The organism is Gammaproteobacteria bacterium (assembly GCA_009845905.1).
Lineage (GTDB): Bacteria > Pseudomonadota > Gammaproteobacteria > Steroidobacterales > Foliamicaceae > Foliamicus.
Genome location: VXYS01000009.1, coordinates 244,345 through 261,377, shown reverse-complemented (window position 1 = coordinate 261,377; position 17,033 = coordinate 244,345). Strand labels below are relative to the sequence as shown.

Below are 17,033 nucleotides of genomic sequence, written 5' to 3'. Positions count from 1 at the left end.
GGACACGCGGATTCCGCATCGGGGGCAAGCCTGGTCGGCACGGGGAAGGTCCTCGGCGCATGCGTCGCACAATCCCCGACCGTCGCGCGCCACACCGGCGCAGAGCGCGCAACGCCAGGGCAGAAGGAAGCGCGCCAGGCCAGTGTTTCCCGGAGTCATTGCGGTTATGCTAACCCTGCCAGGGAAATACAGGAATCTCTATGCCACGCATCCTGATTACGGGCGCCTCGCGCGGTCTGGGCCTGGAGCACGCCAGGCAGTACCTGGCCAAGGACTGGGAAGTGATTGCCACCGCCCGCAACCCGGAAGCGTCGCCCGGACTCAAGGAGCTCGAATCAAACGGTTCCCGATCGCTGCGCACGGTAACCCTGGATGTCACCGACCACGAGCGCATTGAGGCATTGGCCGGGGAACTGGCGGGCGACTCGCTGGACATTCTGTTGAACAATGCCGGCACCTACGGGCCGAAGTCGGCATTCGAGGGCATGCATTATCAGTCGCTGGAAAGCATGGACTACGAGCTGTGGCGCGAAATGCACGAAATCAACGTCATGGCGGCGTTCAAGGTGGCGGTCTGTTTCAAGCCGCACCTGGAGGCCGCCGCCAATCCGCTCCTGGTGAACATGTCCAGCGACATGGGATCGATCGCCAACAACTCCATGGGACATGCCTACGCCTACCGCAGCAGCAAGTCGGCGCTCAACATGCTGACCAAGGGTATGGCGATCGAGTGGCAGAACATCACGGTCATCGCCATGGCGCCGGGCTGGTGCCGCACCGACCTGGGCGGCCCGGAGGCGCCGGTGGACCCGGTCGAGAGCGTGCGCATGCAGCAGGAGCTGTTCGAGCGGGTCGAGTCTTCCCGATCGGGCGAGTTCATCAACCGTTTCGGAGAAGAAGTCGCCTGGTAAGCACCTGGGCGGGAGGGCGTCCCGCCCTCCGCGAAGGCGAGACGCCTTCGCTCCCGGGATGTTCCACGCAAGTGAGCGCGCCTATTTCTGACTCATGCTGAATTTCATCAACCACCCGCTCACGGGCACGCCGTACGGGACGGCGCTCGATCTTTGCGTCGTGATCTCCATCATGGCCTGGCTCACCTCGGTAATCACCCGCGAGTACTCCTGGGCCGACCGGCTGTGGCCGCTGTGCCCGCCGGTCTATTGCCTCGTCGTTGCGGCGGACGCCGATTTCGCCTCGCCCCGCCTCAATCTCATGGCGGTCCTGGTCGCCCTGTGGGGCCTGAGGCTGACCCACAACTTCGCGCGCAAAGGCGGCTTCTCCAGGGGAGGTGAAGACTACCGCTGGGTGGCGGTGTACGAGAAGATCGGACCGGTCGGATTTCAGGCGCTGAACCTGCTGTTTATCGCTCCGGGCCAGATGCTCATCGTGTGGTTGTTCGCATCGCCCGTGCACCAGGCCTGGCTGTGGCGGGAAACGCCCATGACTTTCCTGGATGGAATCGCCGGTGCGTTTTTCGTGGTGTTCTTCATCGGCGAATGGGTGGCTGACGAGCAGATGTGGCGATTTCAGCGTGACAAGAAGCGGAAGATCGATGCGGGCGAGGATGTGGCCCGGCCATTCGTCACGACCGGCCTGTGGGCCTATTGCCGCCACCCCAATTTCTTCTGCGAGATGGGCATGTGGTGGGTGTTCTACCTGTTTGCGGTGGGCGCCTCCGGCGTGTGGCTCCACTGGACCGGCCTGGGCTTCGTGGTTCTGACGCTGCTCTTCCAGAGCTCGACCCAGCTTACGGAATCGCTGACGCTTGCGAAGTACCCCGCTTACCGCGACTACCAGGCCACCACGCCCCGACTCATTCCCCTGCCTTTCCTGCGCCGCGAAGCCGGGCGACCTCGGCGTACAACTGGTCGGTCGTGATGCCTTCCGGCGCCATGGGCTTGCCCACACGCAGCTCCACCGGCGCCCGCAGCCACTTGAGACCGCCGCGGAACGCGCCGCGCCCCTGGTGCGAGAACAGGCTGCCCCACAAACCGCGCAGCGCCATCGGGATGACCGGAACGGGAACCTGTTCGAGCAGTTTCAGCACCCCGGGGCGGAACTCGTGCATCTTCCCGTCGCGCGTCAGGTGTCCTTCCGGGAAGATGCACACCAGCTCGCGGTTGCGCAGCGCGTGCGCCAGCGAGTCGAACGCCTTTCGGTAGGTCTCGGGATCGTCCTTGCGCGCCGTGATCGGAACGGCGTCCACGCTGCGGAAGATGAAATTCAGCAGCGGCATTTCGTAGATGCGCCTGATCATGACGAAGCGCACGGGCCGGCGAAGCACGCCCAGGATCAGCAGCGCATCGACATAGCTCACGTGGTTGCAGACCAGCACCGCCGCGCCGCGTTCGGGCACGCGGTCGAGATTGCGGAAGCGCAGACGGTAGAGGCTGCGCATCAGGCACCAGATCAGGAAACGGGCAACGAATTCGGGGACTTCCCAGAAGACGAACATCGAAACGCCCAGGTTGACCACCGCCAGCACCAGGAACAATTGCGGGATGCTCATTTCCATGACGACCAGCACCAGGATGCTCAGTCCCGCGCCGGTCACCAGGAACACCGCGTTGACTATGTTGTTGAACGCGATGACCCGGGCGCGGGTCTCCTGGCGCGTGCGCTGCTGGATCACCGAGTACATCGGGACCGCGTAAAGCCCGCCGAAGAACCCGATAAGGAACAGGTCGAGCGCCGGGTTCCAGCCGCCGGCGCCAAGAAACTGCCCCATTCCCGCCGCCGGCGTAACCGGACTCATCGTGGTCAGGGCGAAATGCGCAGCGCAGGCCGACAACCCGAGGCTGCCGATGGGTGTGAGGCCGATTTCCACGCGGCGTCCCGACAGCCATTCGCACACCATGGAACCCACGCCGATGCCGACCGCCAGCGTGGCCATAAGCGAGGTCGTGACCGTTTCGTTGGCGTTGAGGACCTCCTTGCCATAATTGGGCATCTGTGTGAGGACCACGGACCCAAGCAGCCAGAACCAGGAAATGCCCAGTATCGACAACAGCACCGAACGCCTGGCGGCCGAAGCACGCGCCATGCGGGCGACGACGGTGAAGGGGTTCCAGCAGATCCTGCCGGCGCCCTGGGCGGGTGGCGCGGCCGGAATGAAGCGGCTGGCCAGGTATCCTGCCACCGCCAGCCCAACGACGGTGACTGCGATCAGCAGCGGCCGCGATGATTGCGGTTCCGCCGCCGCCAGCGCGCCGCCGAGCACGAGCCCGGCGGGAATGGCCACGAAGGTGCCCATCTGCACCAGTCCGTTGCCGCCGACCAGTTCCGCCTGTCTCAGGTGCTGGGGGATGATGGCGTACTTGATCGGACCGAAGAAGGTGGACTGCGTGCCCATCAGGAACAGCACCGCCATCACCGCCCACACCGAGCCGGACGCCACCGCGAGGCCGCCCAGCAGCATGATGCAGATCTCGGCGATCTTGATCCGGCGCGCCAGGGCCGCCTTGTCGCCGTGGTCGGCGAGTTCGCCGGCCCATGCCGAGAACAGGAAAAACGGCAAGGCGAACAGGCCCGCGCCCAGGTTGGCCAGCGTGTCGGCATTGGCCGCGCCGGCGCCGAACACGATCAGCACGATCACGGCGTTGCGGTACACGTTGTCGTTGAAAGCGCCCAACGCCTGGGTGAAGAAGAAAGGCGCGAACCGCCGCGTGAGCAGAAGCGAGAACTGCCCGCGCTCCCGGGTGGGTGTTACCTCCGCCGCGTCGCCTGCGCTCATCCGGTCTGTTTCCCGCGTTCCGCAGCGCGCCATGTTAACCGCCGCTCCGGCTTGTCGGGCATAGGCGCGCCCGCTTAATGGCCCGTCCTCAACCCTGGCGTGTCCGGCGCGCCTTCGACCGCGCCGCGGCAGGCTTTGCGGAGCATGATTTCCTCCACGCGGAGATACGCCGCCGGATGCTGGAGCAGCTTGACTGGGTGCGTATCGACCCCGCCCGCATCGTCGATGCCGGCGCCGGCGCCGGGGATGCGCGCGATCAATTGGCCCGGCGCTTTCCCGAGGCCCGGGTGCTGTCGCTGGACAGCTCGCTCGGCATGCTGCGCGCCGGGACCGGCGAGCGGATTTGCGGGGACATGCAGCAGATCCCGCTGGCCGACGGCTGCGCTCAACTGCTGTTCTCGAACCTGGCCCTGCACTGGTGTCCTTCCATAGGCGCGGCGCTGGCCGAGTTTCGCCGGGTGCTGGAACCGCCCGGCCTGGTTTTCTTCTCGATGTTCGGCCCGGACACGCTCAGGGAACTGCGCCGTGCGCGTAGCAGCGCAGGCCTGGAGGACGATCCGGAAACGCTTCTGGACATGCACCATCTGGGCGACGCTTTGGTGCAGGCCGGTTTTGCCGACCCGGTCATGAGCGCCGAGCGGTTTCCGGTACCGTACGCGGACTACGCCACGCTGGAAGGCGACCTGCGCCGTTGCGGGGCCGGCGGGGCGATGATGCCCGGCTCTCCGGGCCTGGCCGGGCGTCGGCGCCGGCGGGTCGTGGAGGAGGCCTTTGCAGCGCAACGCGGCGCCGACGGCATGGTCGCCGTCAGCATCGAGGTGGTCTACGGTCAGGCTTGGGTCGTTCCGCCGAAGGGCCGCGGGGAACCAACGGAGGTTCCGTTGGAGGAGATCAGTTTGCGGAGTAAAGCGAAGCGGCCTTGATCGTGGCGTAGATCTCCACGCCGGGCGACAGGCCGAGTTCCCTCACCGAGCGCCGGGTGACGCGCGCCCACAGGGTCTGGCCCACGTCGACGACCACGTCGGCAAGCGCGCCGTCTTCCTGCACGACCCGCTCGACCGTGCCCTTCATCACGTTCAACACGCTGCTTCGGCGTGGCGGTTCCAGAGACAGCGAAACGTCTCCGGCCCGAACCTGCAGCACGATGTCCGCCCCCTGAGAGCGAGCGCGTCCCGCGCTCGGCGAAGGCGGGACGCCTTCGCTTCCGGACTGCAAGTCCAGCCGCGGCAGTAACAGGGTGTGTCCGGAACACGACAGTCGGCTCAAGCCGTCGCCGTCGTCGATTTGCTCGATCCGGCAACGCAGCAGCGCTCCCGCCGTGCGCTGGCCTATTACCGCCTGCAATTCCGGGCGGCCCAGCAGGTCCTGAAGCCCCCCGGACGACCGCACCTCGCCACGATCGATCAGGACCAGGCGGTCGGCCAGCCGCACCACCTCCTCCATGCGATGCGTTACGTACACGATGATCCGGTCGCTGTCCCGCTTGAGCCGCTCGAGAAAATCCAGCACTTCCCCACGGCGCTCTCCGTCCAGCCCGGCAAGCGGCTCGTCCAGCAGCAGCACGTCCGGCGCTGTAAGCAACGCCCGCCCGATCGCCACGCGCTGTTGTTCGCCTCCGGAAAGACTCATCGGCCGCCGCCCGAGCAGCGCCTCGAGTTCCAGTAGTTCGACGACTTGGTCAAGGGCCGGCGAGGACCGCCGTCCGCGGGGGCGGCCGTACTGGAGGTTCCCGCGCACGCTCAGATGAGGGAACAGCCTTCCGTCCTGAAAGACGACGCCCACGGGCCGCCGCTCGGGCGGCAGGTTTACGCCCTTGCGGCTCGAGAACACGCAGGTCCCGCCGATCGCGATCTCGCCTTCGTCCGGCGCGAGCAGGCCGGCGACCATGTTCACCAGCGAAGTCTTGCCCGCGCCGGACTGGCCGAAAAGGGCGGTAACGCCGGGCCGGATCTCGAGCCGGCCCTGCCACTCGAATTCGGCCAGTTTCCTGCGTGCGTCGATCTTCAGCATGGCGCGCGTCCGGTCAGTTCAGGCGCTTGCGCACAGCGCGCGCGGCCAGCTCCGACGCCGCCAGCGCCACGATGGCCAGAGCCAGCGATACCCCAGCCAGCCACGCTGCGGCGGTCTCGCCTTCGGGCGCCTGCAGCAGCGTGTAGATCGCCAGCGGAAGGGTCCGGGTCTGCCCGGGGACGTTGGACACGAAAGTGATCGTGGCGCCGAATTCGCCCAGGCAGCGCGCAAAAGCCAACAGCGCCCCGGTGAGCAGGCCCGGCGCCGCCAGCGGCAGGGTGACGGTAAACAGCGAGCGCGCGGGGGTCGCGCCCAGTGTCCGGGCCGCCTCTTCCAGGCGCCGGTCCACCGACTCGATCCCGAGGCGGATGGCCCGGACCATGAGCGGGAAGGCCATGACCGCCGCGGCCACGGCCGCGCCCTTCCAGGTAAACGTGAATGTGATGCCGAACCAGTCGTGGAACAGTTGCCCCAGCCAGCCGTTTCGTCCCAGCACGATCAGCAGCAGATAGCCCACCACCACCGGTGGCGTGACCAGCGGCAGGTGCACGAGGCCGTCGAGGAGGATCTTTCCCGGGAAACGGCAGCGCGCCAGCACCCAGGCGCAGGCGATCCCCACCGGAAGCGAACAGGCCACCGCCCAAAGCGAAACCTTGAGCGACAGCGCCGCGATTTCCCAGACGGGCGTCATCGCTTCCCGTCGCTCCCGGGTGTGAATCCGTGCTTCAGGAAAACCTGCTGCGCTTCGCCGCTGAGCAGGTATTCGTAGAAGGCCAGCGCCGAGGGGTTGTCGGCCGGCTCAATCAGGGCCAGTTCGTAGCGGATCGGCGAATGGCTTTCCGCAGGGAGCAATGCAGCCGCTTCCAGGCCCGACTCGGCGCGCAGTTCGCTGGCGTAGGTGATGCCGAGCGGCGCCTCGCCGCGCGCCACGCGCACCGTCACGGCGCGCGCGTTGGCGGCAAATGCCAGCCGTCCCTGGAGAGGTTCCCACAGGTTGAGGTGCTCAAGGGCCTCGCGCGCGTACATGCCTGCCGGTACGTGTGACGGATCGGCCAGCATCAGCGGAAAGTCCGCAAGCGCACCCAGCAGCGTCGCGGGGCGGCCGAGGATCACGTTTGCGTTCCCGTCGGCAGGCCGGATCAGGGCAAGCCGATTGCCGGTCAATTCGCGCCGCGAGCCCGCCGCCAGGAAACCGTCCCGCTCGAGACGATCCAGCCATTGCCTGTTGGCGGAAAGGAACAGGTCCGCGCCTGCGCCGTGCATGACCTGCCGGGCCAGCGTTGAAGAGGCGGCGAAGGAGAACCGGACAGGCCGCCCCCGTTCCCGCTCAAATGATTGTGCGAGATCGTTCAGCGGAACCATCGTGCTGGCGGCGGCGAATACCAGGGTCGAAGACGCCGGCTGGGCGGGCGCCGGCACGCTTCCCGCGCAGAACACCGCGCCGACCGCAAGCGCCCGCACGGCCGTGCCCAACAACCGCGCCGTCCCGTTCCGTCCCCTGCCCGAAAAAAGCATGGATGCCAGCATAGCCAATTCGAACCGGGTTTCCCACAAGTGAATCTTTCGGTCCCGGGCGGCACGGATACTCAATGTAGGATGGCCGACACCAATTGAACTACGCCGGCGGACGGGAACGAGCTTGATGCGAGACGGCAAGCACATGGGCTACCCGGGCGACGACCATGACCGCCGCTGGCGGGAACGGGTTTTTCCCGGGAACTACCGCAATCCGGAGCCCCGCCGGAAGTATCACCTGGCCGTGATCGGCGCCGGGCCCGCCGGTCTGGTCGCCGCGATCGCGGCGGCAGGCCTGGGCGCCCGTGTCGCGTTGGTGGAAAGGAAGGCGATGGGTGGAGATTGTCTGAACGTCGGATGCGTACCTTCCAAATCTCTTCTTGAATTTACGCGGCGCAATCCGAACGCCGGCTTCGATGAAGCTTTCGCCTGGCTCCGGCAGGTCCGCTCGGAGATCGCGGCGCATGATTCGGTGGAACGCTATGTTCGAAGCGGCGTGGACGTTTTCCTGGGATCGGCCCGGTTCGCCGGCCGCAACAGCGTTGAAGTGGACGGTCAGCGCCTGGCCGCGCGGCGCTTCCTGATCGCGACCGGCGCACGGGCCGAACTACCGCGGATTCCGGGACTGCAGGAGTGCGATGCGCTCACCAACGACTCGTTCTTCGACCTGGTCGACCGCCCCGGGCGCCTGGCGATTCTCGGCGCCGGCCCCGTGGGTTGCGAACTCGCTCAGGGAATGGCCCGGCTCGGTGTCGAGGTGCACCTCTTCGAGATGGCCGGGCGTGTGCTGCCCGGTGCGGTTGCTCCGGCCAGCGACGCGGTGGCGGCCGCGCTCGAGTCCGACGGGGTGAGGCTGCACCTGGACTCGAAGGTGACCCGGATCAGTTCGCAGGGCGGCCGTCCGACGGTTCATGCCCCCGGCGCTTCGGTCACGGCCGACCGCCTGCTTGTCGCGGCGGGGCGCCGCGCCAACTTGGAGGGTTTGCACCTCGGCGCCGCGGGCGTCGAGGTGCGCGACGGACGGATCGCCGTGGACGACAAGCTGCGCACGACGAACAGGAGAATCTACGCGGCCGGCGATGTCTGCTCCGCACTGCCGTTCACGCACAACGCCGACGCCCAGGCGCGCATCGTCGTGCGCAACGCGCTGTTCGCGCCGACCGCCAGCGCGCGGGGGCTGGTGGTTCCGCAGTGCACCTACACGGACCCGGAAGTGGCCCAGGTCGGACGAACGCAAGCGCAGCTTGCCGAGGAAGGCATCGCCTTCGACCGCTACCGCCTGAATTTCGGGGAGCTTGACCGGGCCAGGACCGCGGGCGAAGGCGACGGCTTCGTCGAGTTGTTGACCGCCGGGGGGAGCGACAGGATCCTGGGAGCTACCATCGTCGGACATGACGCCGGAGAACAGATCGCGCCGCTATGCATGGCCTTGGCCAACGGCCTGGGCCTTGGCGCCGTGGGCAAGGCCGTGCTTCCCTATCCCACCCGCGCCGAATACCTGCGCCGGCTGGCCGACCAGTACGCGCGCACCCGGCTGACGCCCCGCGCGGCGGGCCTGTTGAAGTCCTGGTTTCGATGATGCCTCAGGCGAACGAACCGCGCGGCTACATTCAGCCCGGCGCCCTGCGCGAGCTTTGGTTTCATACCGGGACGGCCTGCAATCTCGCCTGCCCGTTCTGCCTGGAAGGCTCGGGGCCAGGCGACAATCGTCTTCAGCGAATCACGCTGGCGGACGCGAAGCCGCTGCTCGACGAGGCCGCTTCGCTGGGCGTTCGGCAATACTCGTTTACCGGCGGCGAGCCCTTCATCGTCAAGGACTTCATCCGGATTCTGCGTTACGCCTCGGACCTGGGGCCGTGCCTGGTGCTGACCAACGGCACCGATCCGATGATCCGGCGCCTGGGCGAGATCGAGTCTCTGGTCGCCCGGCCCTATCCGGTCAGCTTCCGGATCAGCATCGACTATGCGGACGCGGCGCGGCACGACGCGGCGCGCGGCAGAGGGAACTTCGCGAAATCCTGGCAAAGCCTTGCGGCCCTGCACGCGCGAGGTTTTGCGGTGTCGCTGGCCCGGCAGTCCGATGCCGGCGAGGACGGCGCGGAGGTGGACGCGGCGTTTCGCGCGCTGTTCGTCGAGCACGGCCTGCCCGCGGACACGCGAATCGTGTCTTTTCCGGATTTCCTGCCGCCCGGATCGAACCCCACAGTGCAGCGGATCACGGAACACTGCATGACCACGCATCACGACGAGGAGTCCCGCCGCTCGTTCATGTGCTACTTCTCGAAAATGGTGGTCAAGAAACAGGGACGCATGCGCGTCTACGCCTGCACGCTGGTGGACGACGACGAATCCTTCGACCTCGGCGGCAGCCTCGCGGAAAGTCTCGGCAAGCGCGTCATGCTCCGCCACCACCGCTGCTACAGCTGCTTCGCCTACGGCTCGTCGTGCAGCGAACTGGCATGATGCTTTACTTGTTATCGGGGCGGTCTGCGGTGCATCGTGCGCCGATAAGGAGAGAACGATGACTCAGAGCGACAGACGCAAGTTCATCCAGCGGGCGGCCAGCATGGCGGCGGTCGGCACACTGCCGCTCACTTACGTGAGGCTGGGTCGCAGCGAGCAATCCGCGGGATTCAGCTTCGCCTTCATTTCCGACTCGCATATCCAGCACATCCGCGGGACCGAGTTTGTGCGCAACTGGGACCGCGGGCTGATCCGCGCGGTGGCGGAAGCCAACCTACTGAATCCGAAACCGGACTTCGTGATCTACGGCGGCGACCTGGCGCAGCTCGGGACGATGCCGGAACTGGATCACGGCGCGGAACTGCTCTCGGCGCTGAAGTACGACATCTATCCCATCCTGGGCGAGCACGACTACTACCTCGATCTCGGCGAGTACTGGTCGGACCTTTTCAAGCGCCCCCACTACTACAGCTTCGACCACAAGGGCGTGCATTTCGTGCTGCTCAACTCCATCGTGACGCACGATGAGTGGACGTTCGATCGCTGGCAGACGGCGGAGCAGCGGATGAACGAGATGGCCGGGCTGGACAACCCCAACGGCTCGCCGTTCATGGTGGGCGACAAGCAGCGGGAATGGCTGAAGAACGACCTGGCCGGCGTGGACAAGGACACGCCCATCGTGGTGATTTCCCATTCGCCGCTGCAGAAGATCTACAAGGGCTGGAATTTCTGGACCGACGACGCCGAGCAGGTGCAGGCCATACTCGCTCCGTTCGACAAGGTGACCGTGCTGTACGGCCATGTTCACCAGATCCAGTACAACCAGGTCGGCAACATCGCCTTCACTTCGGCCATGGCTACCGCCTGGCCCTGGCCGTATCCCGGCAGCTACGCGCACGCGGAGCACTACCTGCCGGTGCTTACCGTGCCGATGAACCGCGCCGAACCGCTCTTCGAGCGCGACGCCACCGGCTGGCAGTTGGTGGACGTGCATACGGGCCGCGCCACCGTGCATTACAACCTTCATGACAACGCCGTCCGCACGGTCGCCTGGAATGAAGCCACGAGGCAGCCCGAGGACCTGCAGTTTCAGGATCCCGCCGCGCGCATCCCGAGACGCCGAGGGATGCGGGCCCGCGGCTGAGTTTCGAGAGCCGGGTCGGGCTCCTGTTCCAGTAACAACTATGCCTCCAACCCTCTCGGAAACGCCGACGCTTACTCCGGAAAAGTTGCGGTTCGAATGGGTCGATTACCGACCGGAGTACGCACTGGAGCTCGTCAAGATGTGGCGGCGATCGTTCCAGCGCGCCATGGGGTTGGCAGAACAGGACAACTTCGGAGAACTGAACGGACAGATTGACCTCCTGGCAGCCATCGACCCTGCCCGTATCCATGTCGCCATGGACCCCGGATCGAGCACGGTCCTCGGCTTCATGGTTCTGTCCGGAACCCGGCTGGACCACCTCTACGTTCACGTCGAATGCCAGAGGCTGGGGCTCGGCACAGCCCTGTTGAACCTGGCCAAGCGGAAATCTCCGGCGGGGCTCGAGCTGTTCAGCTTCCAGAGGAACGAGGTCGCACAGGGTTTCTACATACGCAGGGGATTCAAGGAGGTCGAGCGCGGCTTCGCCAGCTTCGACGACAATCCCTGGGCGACGGACAGGGAACAGCTCGCGGACATCAAGTTCAGATGGGAGCCCCGCGCGAAAAGGAAGTAACGCGAACGCGGCTGGCGGCGAGTGCGGCATAATCCCCACGACATTTTCCGGCAGCGCGCCCGTAGCTCAGCTGGATAGAGCGTCGGTCTCCGGAACCGAAGGTCAGGGGTTCGAATCCCTTCGGGCGCGCCAACTCCAGACGGTCCGTTCCCTTGAAGCACAAGCTGATTCTGACTGGAGCCCTGGGCCTTGCGTGGGTCGTGGCGGCGTCCGAGGCATCGGCCCAGTTACGTGTGGATCTGTCTGCCAAGGATCGGGTATGGGGCTCCGCAACGCTTGAAGATGCATCGGAAGGGCTCTACAGGACGAGGATGGACGTCGAGGAACCGGGAATTCGAGCGGTTCGATGCTCGCAAAGCGGTGAATTGCGAGCCAGCCAGGGAACGGTTTCCGTCGATTCAGGCTGCGGCGCCCTGGGCTGGGAGTTCAACCTGCATCCCTATCCGGCCGAAGGCGCAATGGCATCCGGTCAGTTGACTTGGCATTCGGAAGCCCCCGCCTGGTGGATCATCAGCGAGGGCGATGTCATTCTGCAGGCGCCCGACGCCGGCGAAGCGCCACGCGTTTCGTTTCTCCTGGATGGCCGGCCGCTTGAAATCCGCGCCGGCCCGCGGCGCCTCCCTGCATTGAACCAGGCACCGGGGTTCTGGCTGTTGGGCCACCCCGTCCATCTCGACAAGGGCAGTGTCCGTCACTTCTTCGACCGCGAAACCATTCCGCGGCATCTCGCCGGCCTGCTGGACAGCCATTCCGCGGGCATCGGCTATCTCCTGGACATGCTGCCGCATGCTGAACTTCCGCCCGTTTTCTGGATGGGTCTTGCGGAATGGCGATTAAGCGTCGGCGGCGCCGCGGGGACTGGCCTGGTGCTTGCAAACTATCCTTTACGCGCACGGGATTTCGACAGGAGGGCTTACGCCATCACGCTCTATGTCGTGCTGCATGAACATGGACACCACTTGTTCGATGGGACCGGTCCGCTTTGGATCGGGGAGAGCCTCGCAAGCTATCTCGCGATCAAGGCGATCAGGGAAACCGCCCCGGAACTCTATAGCGTGGTTGAAGAAGCGTTTATTGCGCCCGGCCTTGCCCTTGAGGCCCCACTGCCTGTCCTGGGCGAACGAGCGGCTGCCGGCGACGGCCAGGCATACGCGCAGGTATACATGGGGGCGGCCTTCTGGATGGCGATTGATGACGCGATGGTCGGGCAGGGCGGGCATGGCAGTTTCCTGCAAGCTTTGCCGGGCGCGCTTGCGCGAGGTTTTACTCTGGGCGGCGCGCCGCGGCCAGACGAGATTGCGCAAGTTACGGGCCTTGCTCCGGGAACGCTGAGCCCGATCCTCGACCGCTACCTCGGAACCGAATAAATGAGGGCGCACCGTCTCTTGCCTGGAGTGGTGCGAGGCGCTTGTGTATAGACGTACGGGGCACAGCGGCCACCGGGGGCTGTGCGCCGTCGTTCTCGCCGCGGGTGCGTCCCGCCGATATGGTTCGCCGAAGCAATTGGCGAGGTACCGGGGCGAGGCCCTGGTGGCGCGCAGCGTACGCCTGGCGTACGAGGCTGGCGCCGGGACCGTTTGCGTGGTGCTGGGCTATCGCTCCGAAGCGATCCGCCGCGTGCTGCAGCAAGGCCGCGTGCCCGTAGGCGACACGAATACCGTGAGGAATCCACGCTGGCGCGACGGGATGGGGCGCTCGCTGGCCTGCGGAGTGCGTACGCTTGATCCGCGCGCGCGCGCCGTGCTCGTATGCCTGGCCGATCAGCCGTTGCTGGAGGCCGCGGACCTTGCGGTGCTTGTGCGGGCCTGGCGCGGCAGTCCGCAGTGCATTGTGGCATCGTGCTACGCCGGGAAACCCGGCGTTCCCGCCATCTTTCCGCGCTCGCACTTCGCCGCGCTGAAAGCGCTGTCCGGTGACCGGGGAGCCCGGTTGCTGTTGGCGTCTTCGAACAATGTGTTCAGCGTGCCAATGCCTCGCGCCGCTGTGGACATCGATGACCCTCAGGAACTGCGGAATCTTCCGTCTTGAGACCATCTTTGGCGCCTGGCGCCTCGTGTAAAGTTACGCCCCTTGCGATTAGATAAACACTCAAGGAGCGGCCCGATCATGCGGATTCTTGTCAGCGGTGCAGCCTTGCTGGCGTTGTGCGCCTCCATGGCCAGCGCCGAAATCAGCGTCAGCCAAGCCGAACAGGACTACATGGAAGAGCTGTACCTGCACTTCCACCGCAACCCGGAGTTGTCGCTCTACGAGTTTGAAACCGCGGCCCGCATGGCCGAGGAATTCGCAGCCGCGGGTTACGAGGTCACGTCGGAGGTTGGCGGCACAGGCGTGGTGGGCGTGTTGCGCAACGGCGAAGGTCCCACCGTCATGATCCGCGGCGACATGGACGGACTGCCGGTCAAGGAACTGAACCGCGTGCCCTACGCCAGCACGGTCACGACCCTCGACGAGCAGGGCCGTACGGTTCCGGTCATGCATGCCTGCGGACACGACATTCACATCACGAACCTGATCGGCGTGGCCCGCAAGCTGGTATCGATGCGCGACAGCTGGAGCGGCACGGTGGTGCTGGTGGCACAGCCGGCCGAAGAGCGTGGCCTCGGTGCCCGGGCCATGATCGAGGACGGGCTGTTCAAGCGCTTTCCGCGTCCGGACTACAACCTCGGTCTGCACGTCACCGCCAACCTGCCTGCCGGGCAGGCCGGTTACAAGCCGGAATTCGCGATGGCCAACGTCGATTCGGTGGACATCATCGTGCACGGCACCGGCGGGCACGGCGCCGCGCCGCACCTGACCCACGACCCCATCGTGCTGTCCGCCTACATCGTTACCGCGCTGCAGACGCTGGTGGCGCGCAACCTCAACCCGATCGACCAGGGCGTGGTTACCGTGGGATCCATACACGGCGGCACCAAGCACAACATCATCTCCGACCGTGTGGACCTGCAGCTGACCGTACGTTCGTACACCGACGAGAACCGCGCGTTGCTGCTCGAGGGCATCGCCCGCATCGCCAGGTCGCAGGCCCTGGCGATGGGCCTGCCGGAAGACCGGCTGCCCGAAGTGATCGTCAAGAACGAATACACGCCCGCGCTCTTCAACGATCCGGATCTGTCCAACCGCCTGGCCGGCGTGTTGCGCGCGGAACTGGGGGACGCGAACGTGGAGCTCAGCAAGCCGGTCATGGGAGGCGAGGACTTCGCCCGATTCGGCCGCACGGAGGAGCGTATCCCCGGCTTCTATTTCTGGCTGGGCGCCGCGGATCCGGAGCAATATGCCCGCGCGGAGGCCCGGGGCCTCAAACTGCCGGCCACGCACTCGCCGTTCTTTCTGCCTTCCTACGAAAGGACCCTTGAGACCGGTGTCCGCGTAATGACCGCCGCCGCCCTGGAGCTGCTCGCCAAAACCTGAGTTCGCCCCGCCCGCTTGCTGCGCGGGACGGGGTCGGTTTCGTTCATGCCGAAAGCGTGGCCGTTACCGCGCCGGCGGCGCGCAGCGCCAGCGCCGCGATGGTGAGCGTGGGGTTGGCGGTGGAGCCGGTGGGAAACGCTCCTCCGCCCACCAGAAAAAGGTTCGGATGGTCGTGGCAGCGCAGGTCGCGATCAACCACCGAGCGCCGGGGGTCGTCGCCCATGCGGGCAGTGCCGAGGATGTGGCCCGCACCCTGCCAGGTGTCGCTGTGGTGCGTTTCGGATGCGTTCAGGCGGGCGAAAATCCGATCGTGAATCCGACGCGCCTCGGCCAGGCCGGCGCGCGCATAGGCGCCCACGCGGTAGCGCATTTGCGGCAGGGGAACGCCGAAGGGGTCGCGCTCGCGCTCGTCGAGCATTACGCGGTTGTCCGGTTCCGGAAGCTGTTCGGTCAGCGCCGCCAGCCGCACTTCGCGGGCGGCGTGATCGGCGACGGCCGCCCGTAAAGGCTTGCCCCGCATTCCGCGCCGCGCGAACTGCCCGGCAAGCGCAGGGGCGCCGCCGGTGGGCCAGGTCCAGCCGTCGTTGCCGATCTCGATTCGCAGCGCCGACCGCTCGCGCCGGAACGACCCGTCGCGGGTGTTCTCGATGGCCGAAGTCGAGAGCGGCCCGCGATACGGCCATACGAGCCCCTCCGCGAGCGCCCAGCTCAACTGAATGGGATGATCCATCAGGTTGCGGCCCACCTGGTCCGAGGCGTTGGCCACGCCGTCGGGCGTGCGTTCCGAGCGGGAGTGAAGCAGCAGGCGCGGGGTTTCCACGGCATTGGCCGCGAGCACGTAAACCCGTCCACGCGCCACGCCGCGGCTTCCGTCCGGGCGGGCGAAGCGGATCGCCGTTACCCGCATGTCGTCGCCGGTCTCCACGAAGGTGGCGGTGGTCTGCTCATGCAGCGCGGCGCCCTGCGCCTCGGCCCGGCGCAGGTGAACCGTCGCGTCGTACTTGGCGGCCACCGGACAGATGGGGATGCAGCTGGCGCTGCCGCAGCACGCCGGGCGGCCCTGGTGTACTTCGGAGTTACGCGCCTGCGGCGTGGGCCGCACGCGCCAGGGCGTGTCGGCCAGCGCGCGCTCGCACACGCCGTCCAGCCAGCTGGCCGGGATGGGCGGCATCGGGAACGGACCGGAGCGCGGCGAGCCCAGGTCGTCGGCCGAATCGCCCGCCACGCCGAGTTCGCGCTCGGCCACAACGTAGAACGGCTCGATTTCGTCGTAGCCGATGGGCCAGTCCACGCCGCGTCCGAAGCGGCTTTGCAGCCGGAAATCACTGGGCAGGAAGCGCACGCAGGTGCCCAGCCAATGCCATGAGGTGCCACCCACCGCTTTCAGATAGGTGCTCTTGAACGGGTCCGGCCCCGATTGGCGATACCAGTGATCGGGGTCCTCGCTCATCGGAAAGTCGGCCTCCGGCGAGCGTTCGTAGGGACTCTCCGGCGTTTTGACCACCGCGCCGAGAAAAGTCTCGAAGGCGCGCGCCCGATTCACGCGGGGGCCGGCTTCCAGGATGGCGGTGCGGACGCCCTGGGCGGCCAGTCGGTCGGCGAGCAGCGCCCCGGCGAATCCGGAACCCACGACAACCGCATCGGCCTCGATATCACTCACGGCGTGACAGCGGCGTCCGCGCCCGCCGGCGGGCGGCTCCAGTCGTTGAGTTCCGTGCTGCAATAGCCGGGCGCGTGGGCGAACTCCAGCGCCTGCCACACGAGCGCCTCGCGATACGCGCGGGCCGCCGGGCCATCCGCCGTGGGGTGGATGCCCGAATACCAGGCCGCGATGATCTGCGCGGCAAGGCCGCCGAGCGCTCCGTCCGCCGTTCCGTCGGGCAAATCGTCCAGGCCGGCGCCTTCGCCCGTGGCCTTCAGCGCGTCGAGCAGATCGCCCGCTAGCGCCGGGTCGAGCGACGCGGCGGAGAATCCCGTCAGCCGCGCCGACAGCGCCCGAAACCGCTCCAGTGCTTCGTAAGCTCCCGCCCAGCCGCCGATGCCCAGCGCCGGCAGCGCCCACACGCCGCCAATAAAATTCCGCCTCGTCGCGCGCATCGAACTCCCCGCTTACCCGGCGGGAAGTTTACGCGCTGCCGCCGCACACAGTGGCGCCGGAAGTTGTCTGCGGGGACCTGTTG

Annotated in this window: 16 protein-coding genes and 1 tRNA gene; 11 read left to right on the top strand and 6 right to left on the bottom strand. The window is 66.7% G+C overall.

Annotated elements, in window-relative coordinates; all coding sequences use genetic code 11:
* Positions 1–200 precede the first annotated feature (200 nt).
* Entirely contained in the window at positions 201–911 is a 711-nt protein-coding gene (locus F4036_08695; GenBank protein ID MYK37816.1) for an SDR family oxidoreductase, read from the top strand.
* Positions 912–1,083: 172 nt separating this feature from the next.
* Positions 1,084–1,878 (top strand): DUF1295 domain-containing protein, encoded by a 795-nt coding sequence (locus F4036_08690; GenBank protein MYK37815.1) that lies wholly within the window; start codon positions 1,084–1,086, stop codon positions 1,876–1,878.
* On the opposite strand, the gene F4036_08685 is transcribed toward F4036_08690, so the two are convergent.
* Entirely contained in the window at positions 1,814–3,733 is a 1,920-nt protein-coding gene (locus F4036_08685) for an MFS transporter (protein MYK37814.1), read from the bottom strand. The two genes, F4036_08690 and F4036_08685, sit on opposite strands and share 65 nt — an antisense overlap.
* A 77-nt stretch (positions 3,734–3,810) precedes the next feature.
* Between F4036_08685 and F4036_08680 the strand changes: the two genes are divergently transcribed.
* On the top strand, positions 3,811–4,656 hold the full coding sequence (locus F4036_08680) for a methyltransferase domain-containing protein (protein MYK37813.1): 846 nt from the start codon (positions 3,811–3,813) through the stop codon (positions 4,654–4,656).
* Here the strand turns inward: F4036_08680 and modC are convergent.
* The 3 genes from modC to modA are packed head-to-tail and all read right to left on the bottom strand — an operon-like array spanning position 4,625 to position 7,405.
* The gene (gene modC, locus F4036_08675; GenBank protein MYK37812.1) at positions 4,625–5,743 is read right to left on the bottom strand and encodes a molybdenum ABC transporter ATP-binding protein; all 1,119 of its coding nucleotides are present in this window, start codon (positions 5,741–5,743) and stop codon (positions 4,625–4,627) included. The two genes, F4036_08680 and modC, sit on opposite strands and share 32 nt — an antisense overlap.
* A gap of 13 nt (positions 5,744–5,756) precedes the next feature.
* Complete coding sequence (gene modB / locus F4036_08670) at positions 5,757–6,434, bottom strand: molybdate ABC transporter permease subunit (protein MYK37811.1); 678 nt, start codon at positions 6,432–6,434, stop codon at positions 5,757–5,759.
* Positions 6,431–7,405 carry a molybdate ABC transporter substrate-binding protein gene (modA, locus tag F4036_08665; protein ID MYK37810.1) on the bottom strand — a complete coding sequence of 325 codons (975 nt, stop codon included), beginning with the start codon at positions 7,403–7,405 and terminating at the stop codon, positions 6,431–6,433. Before modA ends, modB begins: the two co-directional genes overlap by 4 nt.
* Between modA and F4036_08660 the strand changes: the two genes are divergently transcribed.
* The 8 genes from F4036_08660 to F4036_08625 all read left to right on the top strand — a co-directional run bounded on the left by F4036_08660 (position 7,386) and on the right by F4036_08625 (position 14,853).
* Positions 7,386–8,837, top strand: a complete 1,452-nt coding sequence (locus F4036_08660) for an FAD-dependent oxidoreductase (protein ID MYK37809.1) — start codon at positions 7,386–7,388, stop codon at positions 8,835–8,837. The two genes, modA and F4036_08660, sit on opposite strands and share 20 nt — an antisense overlap.
* Positions 8,834–9,721 carry a radical SAM protein gene (locus F4036_08655; GenBank protein MYK37808.1) on the top strand — a complete coding sequence of 296 codons (888 nt, stop codon included), beginning with the start codon at positions 8,834–8,836 and terminating at the stop codon, positions 9,719–9,721. Before F4036_08660 ends, F4036_08655 begins: the two co-directional genes overlap by 4 nt.
* Before the next feature lie 58 nt (positions 9,722–9,779).
* Positions 9,780–10,865, top strand: a complete 1,086-nt coding sequence (locus tag F4036_08650; GenBank protein MYK37807.1) for a serine/threonine protein phosphatase — start codon at positions 9,780–9,782, stop codon at positions 10,863–10,865.
* Complete coding sequence (locus F4036_08645; protein MYK37806.1) at positions 10,747–11,439, top strand: GNAT family N-acetyltransferase; 693 nt, start codon at positions 10,747–10,749, stop codon at positions 11,437–11,439. The genes F4036_08650 and F4036_08645 overlap by 119 nt, the downstream gene beginning before the upstream one ends.
* Before the next feature lie 55 nt (positions 11,440–11,494).
* Positions 11,495–11,571 (top strand) — tRNA-Arg (locus F4036_08640).
* Between the two features lie 20 nt (positions 11,572–11,591).
* Complete coding sequence (locus F4036_08635; protein ID MYK37805.1) at positions 11,592–12,806, top strand: hypothetical protein; 1,215 nt, start codon at positions 11,592–11,594, stop codon at positions 12,804–12,806.
* Between the two features lie 22 nt (positions 12,807–12,828).
* Positions 12,829–13,467: a nucleotidyltransferase family protein gene (locus tag F4036_08630; GenBank protein MYK37804.1), complete on the top strand. Its 639-nt coding sequence runs from the start codon at positions 12,829–12,831 to the stop codon at positions 13,465–13,467.
* 78 nt (positions 13,468–13,545) lie between these two features.
* Complete coding sequence (locus F4036_08625) at positions 13,546–14,853, top strand: amidohydrolase (GenBank protein MYK37803.1); 1,308 nt, start codon at positions 13,546–13,548, stop codon at positions 14,851–14,853.
* Positions 14,854–14,896: 43 nt separating this feature from the next.
* Here the strand turns inward: F4036_08625 and F4036_08620 are convergent, their stop codons facing one another.
* Positions 14,897–16,513 carry a GMC family oxidoreductase gene (locus F4036_08620; protein ID MYK37802.1) on the bottom strand — a complete coding sequence of 539 codons (1,617 nt, stop codon included), beginning with the start codon at positions 16,511–16,513 and terminating at the stop codon, positions 14,897–14,899.
* Positions 16,510–16,950: a hypothetical protein gene (locus tag F4036_08615; GenBank protein MYK37801.1), complete on the bottom strand. Its 441-nt coding sequence runs from the start codon at positions 16,948–16,950 to the stop codon at positions 16,510–16,512. The genes F4036_08620 and F4036_08615 overlap by 4 nt, the downstream gene beginning before the upstream one ends.
* Positions 16,951–17,033 lie beyond the last annotated feature (83 nt).

Excerpts from the sequence above, each read along its gene's own strand:
- F4036_08695 (MYK37816.1), top strand. The coding sequence starts at position 201 with ATGCCACGCATCCTGATTACGGGCGCCTCGCGCGGTCTGGGCCTGGAG.
- F4036_08690 (MYK37815.1), top strand. The coding sequence starts at position 1,084 with ATGGCCTGGCTCACCTCGGTAATCACCCGCGAGTACTCCTGGGCCGAC.
- F4036_08685 (MYK37814.1), bottom strand. The coding sequence starts at position 3,733 with ATGAGCGCAGGCGACGCGGCGGAGGTAACACCCACCCGGGAGCGCGGG.
- F4036_08680 (MYK37813.1), top strand. The coding sequence starts at position 3,811 with ATGGCCCGTCCTCAACCCTGGCGTGTCCGGCGCGCCTTCGACCGCGCC.
- modC (MYK37812.1), bottom strand. The coding sequence starts at position 5,743 with ATGCTGAAGATCGACGCACGCAGGAAACTGGCCGAATTCGAGTGGCAG.
- modB (MYK37811.1), bottom strand. The coding sequence starts at position 6,434 with ATGACGCCCGTCTGGGAAATCGCGGCGCTGTCGCTCAAGGTTTCGCTT.
- F4036_08660 (MYK37809.1), top strand. The coding sequence starts at position 7,386 with ATGCGAGACGGCAAGCACATGGGCTACCCGGGCGACGACCATGACCGC.
- modA (MYK37810.1), bottom strand. The coding sequence starts at position 7,405 with ATGTGCTTGCCGTCTCGCATCAAGCTCGTTCCCGTCCGCCGGCGTAGT.
- F4036_08655 (MYK37808.1), top strand. The coding sequence starts at position 8,834 with ATGATGCCTCAGGCGAACGAACCGCGCGGCTACATTCAGCCCGGCGCC.
- F4036_08650 (MYK37807.1), top strand. The coding sequence starts at position 9,780 with ATGACTCAGAGCGACAGACGCAAGTTCATCCAGCGGGCGGCCAGCATG.
- F4036_08645 (MYK37806.1), top strand. The coding sequence starts at position 10,747 with ATGACAACGCCGTCCGCACGGTCGCCTGGAATGAAGCCACGAGGCAGC.
- F4036_08625 (MYK37803.1), top strand. The coding sequence starts at position 13,546 with ATGCGGATTCTTGTCAGCGGTGCAGCCTTGCTGGCGTTGTGCGCCTCC.
- F4036_08615 (MYK37801.1), bottom strand. The coding sequence starts at position 16,950 with ATGCGCGCGACGAGGCGGAATTTTATTGGCGGCGTGTGGGCGCTGCCG.